Genomic DNA, 8658 nt, shown 5'->3' with positions numbered 1-8658 from the left:
CGAGATGGCAAAGTTGCCGATTCTCGTGGGCGTGGTAATCGGTGTGCTGTTGGGCGAGGTCTCGCGCCTCATATCGCGCCGCGGCCGCAGCGTCGATAATCCCGGCGTTGGTGCAAGGGGGACAGGTTTCTTTGCACCAAAACAGTAGCGCCGCGAGCTGCGCGGCGCTTGCTGCATCTTGGATTACCGCTCGCGGTGCTCGGGGTCAGAAGCGAGTTTAGGCGCAAAGTAGGGGACGTGTCCCAGGTAAGGGCAGCTGTCCGTACGTTCGTCGACAAGACAGGGGACATCGTCGTAGGTGAGTGAGTCGCTCAGGCGGGCGATGGCCTTGGCGGCAGGAGCGACGAGCATCTTGAGCGGTGCGATAGGCGCCATGGCATCTCCTTTTCTTCATGCGACCCGTGTTCTGGCGCGAATGTATACGTCGCCAGTCTAGCATCCCGTCGCGGAGAGTTCAAAACCAACACAAATGCGACGGCTATTTCTGCGCTATCTTCAACGTCTCAATCTGTAACGTCTAACTTAATAAATCGCCTCTACTTGTTACAGATTGAGATAAACCGCCGGAGCGGGCCGTTTCCTTTCTGAACCACCACATAAGTGCCTGTTCCTTCCGTAGAGGTTTGGGTGTCGTATCGGCGTTTACCCATATAAAATCTACCAAAATGACCCCGTCTACTCTTTGAGCCAGAGCCGACACTAATTCAAATGGCGAAATCAAAGGGCGTTCTCCGTATGGAGGGCGCCTTTTTATCGCAGGATGTTTTGCGCGGCAGTCATAAGGCCCAGTCGGTTGCTGACGCCGAGCTTGCGATAGATGGCGTTGACGTGCTTCTTTACGGTCGACTCGCTTATGAATAGCTCGTTTGCCATCTGTTTGTTCGTTTTGCCGTCGAGCATGAGCCGCATGACTTCAGCTTCGCGCGGTTGGATATTATGTTCTGCAATGAAAGCATTCAGCTGGTTTGTGTCTTCGGTCTGGGTGAGTTTAATGCCCCGAGGATAGAGGTTGGCGAGCGCGAGGCTCGCGTGCCGAGCGATTTCGAGCAGGATTGCGAGCTCGGTGTCGGTAAAGTCTCCGGCCGTGCGTTCGCGAAACAGGGCGATGCTTCCTAGCGGGCTGTCGTTGTGCGCGAGCGTGGCCGTACAGCCAAAGTAGACGCCCTGCGGTTCCATCCATTTGCGATAGATGGGCGTGGCATCGCGTCGCTCGACGTCGACCAGGTCGAGGTCGCGGTAGACGCCGACCTTATGTAGGTCAAAGCTCCATGTTGTATAGTCCATCGCGGCGTAGCGGTTGTAGTAGTCGCTCAGTGCGCGGTCGTCCATTCCGCTGCTTGCAGGATGGACGTAGCGTGGGGTATCACTGTCCGCCGCCTCGATCAGGTCGAACATGGCGATCCGATGGGGCACGAGCCCTGTCGTTCCCTCGAGGGTCTCCTTTTGCAGCTTATCAATACCGTGTGATGCGTGGATTGCAAGCGCGAGCTCGTTGAGAGCAGTCCAGGTCGTACCGTCCAACTCAATAGTCTGCTGTTTATTGCATGGGGGCATAGGGCGTCCTTTCCATTGTGGAACCCAGTATGTCATGTTCTCGGCCTGAATAGAACTTTAGGTCAGCGAATGGTATACCGTCGGTCGTTGAAAGGGGCTCGAGGGACCATTGAGAACATCTCGGTGCGGCCGCATCATGGTCTCGTCAAGCAAAAGCACCGAGATTTAGGAGCTTGAAATGAAGACAATCTACGAGAGTGAATCCACGCCTAAGAAGGACGGGTTCTATATGCCCGGTGAGTATGAGGAGCAGGAGCGCACCTGGATTCTATGGCCGCACCGCTCCGACGTGTGGCGCTGCGGCGCCAAGCCGGCGCAGAAGGTCTTCACCGAGATCATCAAGACCGTTGCACGCTTTCAGCCCATCACTGTGGGCGTCAACACCGAAGACTTCCCCGCGGTGTGTGAGATCTTCGACGGCGTTGAGAACGTGCGCGTTATCCACATGGAGTACAACGACAGCTGGATTCGCGACCCCGGCCCGGCATTCCTCGTTAATGACAATGGTGAGGTGGCCCTTTCGCACTTCCACTTTAATGCTTACGGCGGTTTCATTGACGGCCTGTATTTCCCGTGGGACAAGGACGCTTCCATTGGCCTGCAGGTGGCACAGCTTGAGCAGGTTAACCGTTATCGTCCCGAGGATTACATCCTCGAGGGAGGCTCGTTCAACTGTGATGGTCAAGGCACCGTCGTGACCACCGAGATGTGTCTGCTCAACGAGGACCGCAACCCGCAGTACACCAAGGAGCAGATTGAGGAGAAGCTCTCTGAGTATCTCGGTATCGAGAAGGTTATCTGGATCAAGGACGGAATCGATCCGTACGAAACGAATGGCCATGTGGACGACGTCGCATGCTTTAGTGCGCCCGGCGAAGTTTGCTGCATGTGGACCGACGATCCCAACCACAAGTTCTACAAGGAGTGTCAGGAGGCGTACAAGACGCTCTCCGAGGCCACGGATGCCAAGGGTCGCAAGCTCAAGATCCACAAGGTGATCATGCCTGCGACATCGGTATATATGACCGAAGAAGAGGCCAGCACGATCGATCCCGTCGAGGGCGTGCTGCCGCGTACTCCCGAGGACGCTTTCGAACCGAGCTATCTCAATTTCCTGCCCATCAACGGTGCGGTGCTTGTACCGCAGTTCGGCGATCCCAATGACGCCCAGGCGCTCAAGGATATCCAAGCTGCTTATCCGGACCGCGAAGTCATCGGTATCATGACCCGTGAAGTTATCTACGGCGGCGGCAACATCCACTGCATCACCCAGCAGCAGCCTAAGGCGCGCTGTAAATAGCAGTTCCATGGTGAACAACGCTTGATTGTCCGCACGCGAAAGTCCGCCGACTTCAATGGTCGGCGGACTTTTTGTGTGGTGGTTTCAGCTGAACGGCGGGCCGTGCGGCTTGGATGTGCGGGCTAATCCTGCGTGTCGCCTCCGTACATGTAGACGATAAAGCCGTCGCCGGTGTCCTGGCTGTGATCTTCTAGGATGCGCTTCATGTTGAGGTGCTCGTAGAACTGCCAGTCGGCGTTGCAGTCGCTCATCAGGAAGAACTTGGTGCAGCCTGCCTTGGCGAGCTCAGCGCGCGTAAGGTCGATGAGCTCGCGGCCGAGTCCCTTGCCCTGCCACTCGGGCGCAATGATGATCAGGTTGAGCTGGCCCTGGGCATACTCGTTGCCCGTGGCGGCAAAGCGGTCGGCCGTGGCCTTTTCACGACTGTCGCCAAAGAGCGAGCCCTCGAGCTTGGCATCGGCGGTCTTTGCCATCTCGGTTGCCTGGATAAACAGCTCGTCGTAACAGGGCTCCCAGGTGGGATTGGTACGCGGCTTGCCGTCCTCGAAGATGCCGATGCAGCAGGCGGCGATAATGCGGCCCTCGGCCTCGGCGACGAGTGCGATGGGGGAACGCTGCAGCTGCATGGCGATGTTAAAGCGTGCGCAGAAATCGGCGGCTTCGACGTCGCCGCGGTTGCGCAGCGTGTTGCACCACAGCTGGTTGTAGATGGCGGCGATGCCGGTCAGGTCATCAAGCGTGGCGGCGCGCAGGGCTACGTTCTCAAGGCTCATGGAGACTCCTTCCAAGTTGGGTCAGGCCATCTATGAGTTTGACATGGACGCAGGGCGGCCGCATCGACCATTCGGCAGACGAGCCTCGATTCCTCGGGGACGGAGGGTTCCAAGAGAGAATGAGAGTGGATTATCGGACGCCCGCTCGACGAGAGTGGATAATCTCCCACTTTTAGCGCTGATATAGGCCAAAAACGGGAGATTATCCACTCTCATTCTGGGTAGTCGTTGGGGACGTTCTTAAACGACTAGTCAAACAAGAACGTCCCCAACGACTACCATCGCCGAGACCATGGCCGGCCTCTCCGGCACCCGCATCACTGGCTAGTTTCGCCCATGCGCTGGGGTGGGGGATATGCGTCTTCCACCCTTCCTTTCTTTGGCTGGATTTTGCGCTGAAGACAGCGATCTGCATGTCTTTGGCGTAAAGTTTATCCTTAGCACATATCAATAAGCGAAAGGCCCGGTAGTGAGTACGTTCAACTTCTTCTACGGAATCACATTCGTCTTGGTTTGCATGGTGGCGGTGTGCGTATCGGTATGCGCATACCTCGTCTCACATCGAACAAGCTACTTGACGGTCTCGGCCTTCTTTTTCTTCGACATGCTCGAAAGCGCCCTCGTATTCCTCGATGAGTATCAGGGCAGTAAGATGATGGCAGATATCCTCAGCAGCCAATTTCCCATGACTCACCCCATAACGAAACTCGTCCTATCGATTGGAATCATGGCGAGCATGTGGGCATTTGCATTGGCGATCGCAAACAAGACGAGCCGGCTTCACATGCTCGTGCCCTGCATCGTCTTTTCTGCTTTCGAGGCCATGTCGCTTGTTTTGCAGCCCGATTCAATCAAACAACTCGCATTTTATGCGTTGCGCTCCTTGTTCATGTTCGTGGCGTTTGGCATGATTTTCGTCTGCTACCGCAAAAGCAAACCGTTGGCGCGAAAGAGCTTCTATGCACGCTACGGCAGGTTTCTTATTGTGATGGCTGTGTTGACGGTGTTTGTTCTGATCGAGGATGTACGCGTTCTCGGGCTGAATATTGGGCGGATCGAAGTCATTGATTACCTGTATTTTGCCTACGGCAGAAACATCCCAGAGAACATCATGAGCGTGGTGGCCGCGATGTATACCGTTCGTGCGGCGTCGCGGATCTTGTCGTTGCGCTTTTCTGCTCCGCCCACAACGTCTGGCACCTCTGCCAAGCAGATTGCGGAGGTCCGCTTCTCGGCATTCTGCGACCAGCACGATATCTCCGCGCGTGAACGCGAAGTGCTCGACCTTCTGCTCGATGGCCAGGATAACCGCGCCATAGCGAATGAATTGTTTATCTCTGTCGGCACGGTCAAATCGCATGTTCACACGATATTCCGTAAATGCGGTGTCTCATCGCGGTCCGAGCTTCTTCAGAGCTTTTGGGCAGGTTAAAGGCAGGGTTATAGGGGATATAGGCCTCCGCTTACGGCAATAACCCCGTTTGTGCTGACAAGTTTATACCCGGGGGTGCTATTCAGGTGATAGCAAGCGTCGCGAAAGCGCGGCGATGTCAACAGAAAGGTGGGTTATATGAAGACCTCTATCCCCCCCGTTTCCCGTAGAAGCTTTCTCGGTCTGAGCACGTTAGGCGCCGCGGCTGTTGCGGTGGGTGCCGCCGGTTGCGCCAACAATTCTTCAAATGCCGGAAGCACCGGCAGCGCGAGTTCCGATAAGGCATCCATCGTCTTTCGTAACGGCACGATTCAGACGATGGTCAAAGAGGGCGACACCGCGGCCGCCCTGGCTGTCTCGGGCAACAAGATCGTATATGTAGGCGAAGACTCCGGTGTTGACGAGTACATCGATGACAACACGCGCGTAATCGATCTTGATGGCGGTATGGTGATCCCCGGCTTTATGGACGGCCATATCCACGCTCCGGGCAACTGGGTGACCGCGCTGTACGAAATCGATCTTACCAAGGCTACCACGATCGATGAGTATAAGAAGGCGGTCAGTGATTTTGTAACCAAGCATCCCGATGATGAGGCTTACGTTGGCGGCTCGTTCATGATCAACGCCTTCGAGCAAGAGGATGGCACCAATCCCGGCCCCAACAAGTCCATCCTCGATGAGATCTGTTCCGATAAGCCCATCATGCTGACCGATGTTTCCTATCATTCGGTGTGGGTCAACAGCCGTGCGCTCGAGCTTGCGGGCATCGATAACGATACCCCCAATCCCACGGGCGGCATCATCACCCGCGATGCAAACGGCGAGGCGACTGGCTACTTGATCGATTCTGCTGCAGGTATGGTGAGGGAGGTTGTCTCCGTCGAGCATACGGACAAGGAGCTTGAGAACGCTATCGACAAGTACCAGCAGGTGGCTACGAAATACGGCATCACCGGCATTACCAACATAAGCGTCGTGGGAGATTCTACGGCAGAGGATTGCCAGTTCTATACTGACCTTGAGAAAGATGGCAAGCTTAACCTGCGCATGCGAGTACTTCCTACCATTAGGCCCGGCATTACGGCTGAAGAGGCCCTTAAAACCGTGAAGGACCTCAAGAAGTTCGATAGCAACATGATCTCTACCGGTACGGTTAAGATCTACTCCGATGGCGTTACCGAGGGCGGCAGCGCCGTGATGCTCGAGCCATATACCTCCGCCGCCGGTAAGGGCGATAACTGGCACGGCGAGTCCGTCTGGGATCAGCAGGAGTTCAGCGACATGGTGGCCGCCCTCGACAAAGAGGGTGTTCAGATTCATGTTCACGCGATCGGAGATGGCGCCGTCCACAATACACTCGATGCCTACGAGCGCTGCGTCAAGGAGAACGGTGAGCGCGATGATCGCCGCAACACCATGACGCATGTGTGTGCAATCACCGACGAGGACATTCAGCGCGTCGTCGATCTCGACATTGTGTGCGCGTTGCAGTTCCTGTGGATGTATCACGATCCTTTGTGCGACCTCGAGATCGCCTTTGTGGGCGAGGATCGCGCCATGAAGTTCTACCCCGTCAAGAAGATGCTCGAGGCCGGCTGCTTTATCTCCGGTGCGAGCGATGGCCCGGTCACCGGCTATGCGCCGCTCGAGGAGATCGAGGTGGCCGTTACGCGCAACAGCCCGTATCCCGAGGAGGAGGACACCGATATGTACCGTTGGCCCGAGCAGGCCATCACGGCATATCAGGCGCTCGAGGCATATACCAAAAACGTTGCCTTTGAGAACTACATGGAGGATAAAGTCGGTACGCTCGAGGTGGGCAAGCTCGCCGACATCACGGTGCTCGATCAAGACATTCTTCATTGCGATCCCAAGAAGATCTCCGATACCAAGATTCTGTTCACTGTCTCCGATGGCCGTATCGTATACGAGGGATAATCGGTCGATCGAGGTAAAGAGCGGACGATCTGCTCGGTAGAACGCTAGGGCGCCAGCTGTCGTCGCAATTTAGTGCAGGCCGCCGCGGATGCATGAGCGTCCGCGGCGGCGCTTTTTTGCGGTGGTCATGGGGGACGTTCTTAAACGACTAGTCAAACAAGAGCGTCCCCAACGACTACCCCAAGGAATGTCCCAGACTGCCGGCAGAAAAGGAACGTCCCTAACTGTCGCGTCCGGAGCAAGACGGCGCCGCAGGTAGAGGACGGACAGCGAGCGGGCCGCATTTGAGACAAGGTGACGTGAAACGAAAGGGCGCTGACCTTCTGGTCGCGCCCTTGAAGTTGAGCGTCAGATTGTCCAAATGCGGCCCGCGCAGCGTCGAGTAGTTACGCGGTTTGGTAAAACCGCGTAACTAAACCCGCTCTGCGATCTCGTGGATGAGGTAGTCGGTCTTTTCCCAGCCCAGGCACGGGTCGGTGATGGACTTGCCAAAGACGCCGCCGTCGACAGACTGGTTACCGTCCTCCAGGTAGGATTCGATCATAAAGCCCTTGACCAGCTTGGAGATGGACTCGTTGCGGCGGCAGCTGTCGAGCACCTCCTTGCAGATGCGGTGCTGCTCCAGCGGGCGCTTGCCCGAGTTGTCGTGGTTGCAGTCGATGATCGCCGCCGGGTTGGCGTAGCCGGCATGCTCGGTATAGCGCTCAGCCAGACGCTCCAGATGCTCGTAGTGGTAATTGGGGTAGGTACGACCGTCGAGACCAATGTAGCCACGCATGACGGCGTGCGCGAGCGGATTGCCGTCGCACTCGACCTCCCAGTTGCGGAAGATGAAGCTTTGATGTGCCTGGGCGGCGTAGATGGAGTTGAGCATGACGGTGGTGGAACCGGCGGTGGGGTTCTTCATGCCCACAGGCACCGAAATGCCGCTCGACACCAGACGATGCTCCTGGTTCTCGACCGAGCGCGCGCCCACGGCGACGTAGCTCAGCAGGTCGACGAGGTACTGGTAGTTGGACGGGTAGAGCATCTCATCGGCGGTAAAGAAACCGGTCTCCTCGATGACGCGCAGGTGCATATGGCGGATGGCTTTAACGCCTTCGAGCAGGTCATCGGGCGCCTCGGGATCGGGGTTGTGCAGCAGGCCCTTGTAGCCGGTGCCCTTGGTGCGCGGCTTGTTGGTATAGACGCGCGGAATGATGATGAGCTTGTCCTTGACCTCTTCGGCGACCTTGGTCAGTCGGCTCATGTACTCAAGCACCGAGTCCTCGCGGTCGGCAGAGCACGGGCCGATGATGAGCACCTTGCGCGCGTCCTCGCCGGTAAAGACCTTGGCGACCTCGGCGTCGAATGCCTGTTTTTTGGCGGTAAGATCGGCGGAAAGCGGCATTTCCTCGCGGATTTCCATGGGGATCGGCAGCCTGCGCTTGAATTCCATGGCCATACGGGGCCTCCTCAATCAAATAAGACAAAGTGTGCATTGTCGAATGCTCGGCATTATCCGCTGTCGCACGCTAAAGTGCAAGCCTTCGTCACCCCAAAACCTGCCAAGACGATATGAGAAAGCCATTTGGGTCGCCTCCCCCGCGGCGCAGCTTCTTTTCGCGGGCTCGGGATGCCACAATGGGCTTTGAGTATCGGCCCGTGCGGTAGCCCTT

General features: G+C 56.8%; 7 protein-coding genes. 3 read left to right on the top strand and 4 right to left on the bottom strand.

Annotated features, from left to right (window positions below):
* Nucleotides 1–183: 183 nt before the first annotated feature.
* Both ACTQWD_RS08460 and ACTQWD_RS08455 read right to left on the bottom strand, forming a co-directional pair.
* Complete coding sequence (locus ACTQWD_RS08460) at nt 184–375, bottom strand: hypothetical protein (RefSeq protein ID WP_427794893.1); 192 nt, start codon at nt 373–375, stop codon at nt 184–186.
* 375 nt (nt 376–750) lie between these two features.
* Entirely contained in the window at nt 751–1554 is an 804-nt protein-coding gene (locus tag ACTQWD_RS08455; RefSeq protein WP_427795515.1) for a LuxR C-terminal-related transcriptional regulator, read from the bottom strand.
* Between the two features lie 178 nt (nt 1555–1732).
* On the opposite strand from ACTQWD_RS08455, the gene aguA reads away from it, so the two are divergent.
* A complete protein-coding gene (gene aguA, locus ACTQWD_RS08450; protein ID WP_154514946.1) occupies nt 1733–2854 on the top strand; it encodes an agmatine deiminase in 1122 nt (373 codons plus the stop codon).
* 122 nt (nt 2855–2976) lie between these two features.
* Here aguA and ACTQWD_RS08445 read toward each other — a convergent pair whose 3' ends face one another.
* Nucleotides 2977–3627 (bottom strand): GNAT family N-acetyltransferase, encoded by a 651-nt coding sequence (locus ACTQWD_RS08445; RefSeq protein ID WP_349117437.1) that lies wholly within the window; start codon nt 3625–3627, stop codon nt 2977–2979.
* 469 nt (nt 3628–4096) lie between these two features.
* On the opposite strand from ACTQWD_RS08445, the gene ACTQWD_RS08440 reads away from it, so the two are divergent.
* Nucleotides 4097–5059: a LuxR C-terminal-related transcriptional regulator gene (locus ACTQWD_RS08440; protein ID WP_154514942.1), complete on the top strand. Its 963-nt coding sequence runs from the start codon at nt 4097–4099 to the stop codon at nt 5057–5059.
* A 138-nt stretch (nt 5060–5197) separates the two neighbouring features.
* Nucleotides 5198–7000, top strand: a complete 1803-nt coding sequence (locus ACTQWD_RS08435; RefSeq protein ID WP_441559735.1) for an amidohydrolase — start codon at nt 5198–5200, stop codon at nt 6998–7000.
* A gap of 412 nt (nt 7001–7412) precedes the next feature.
* On the opposite strand, the gene ACTQWD_RS08430 is transcribed toward ACTQWD_RS08435, so the two are convergent.
* Nucleotides 7413–8444: a 3-deoxy-7-phosphoheptulonate synthase gene (locus ACTQWD_RS08430; protein WP_441017227.1), complete on the bottom strand. Its 1032-nt coding sequence runs from the start codon at nt 8442–8444 to the stop codon at nt 7413–7415.
* Nucleotides 8445–8658: the final 214 nt, after the last annotated feature.

This window comes from Collinsella sp. LCP19S3_B6, from assembly GCF_052121815.1.
In the GTDB taxonomy this organism is placed as follows: Bacteria; Actinomycetota; Coriobacteriia; order Coriobacteriales; family Coriobacteriaceae; genus Collinsella.
The sequence above is the reverse complement of the archived record's forward strand: the minus strand, read 5'-3'. Positions and strand labels throughout refer to the sequence as shown.

Excerpts from the sequence above, each read along its gene's own strand:
- aguA (WP_154514946.1), top strand. The coding sequence starts at position 1,733 with ATGAAGACAATCTACGAGAGTGAATCCACGCCTAAGAAGGACGGGTTC.
- ACTQWD_RS08460 (WP_427794893.1), bottom strand. The coding sequence starts at position 375 with ATGGCGCCTATCGCACCGCTCAAGATGCTCGTCGCTCCTGCCGCCAAG.
- ACTQWD_RS08435 (WP_441559735.1), top strand. The coding sequence starts at position 5,198 with ATGAAGACCTCTATCCCCCCCGTTTCCCGTAGAAGCTTTCTCGGTCTG.
- ACTQWD_RS08445 (WP_349117437.1), bottom strand. The coding sequence starts at position 3,627 with ATGAGCCTTGAGAACGTAGCCCTGCGCGCCGCCACGCTTGATGACCTG.
- ACTQWD_RS08430 (WP_441017227.1), bottom strand. The coding sequence starts at position 8,444 with ATGGCCATGGAATTCAAGCGCAGGCTGCCGATCCCCATGGAAATCCGC.
- ACTQWD_RS08455 (WP_427795515.1), bottom strand. The coding sequence starts at position 1,554 with ATGCCCCCATGCAATAAACAGCAGACTATTGAGTTGGACGGTACGACC.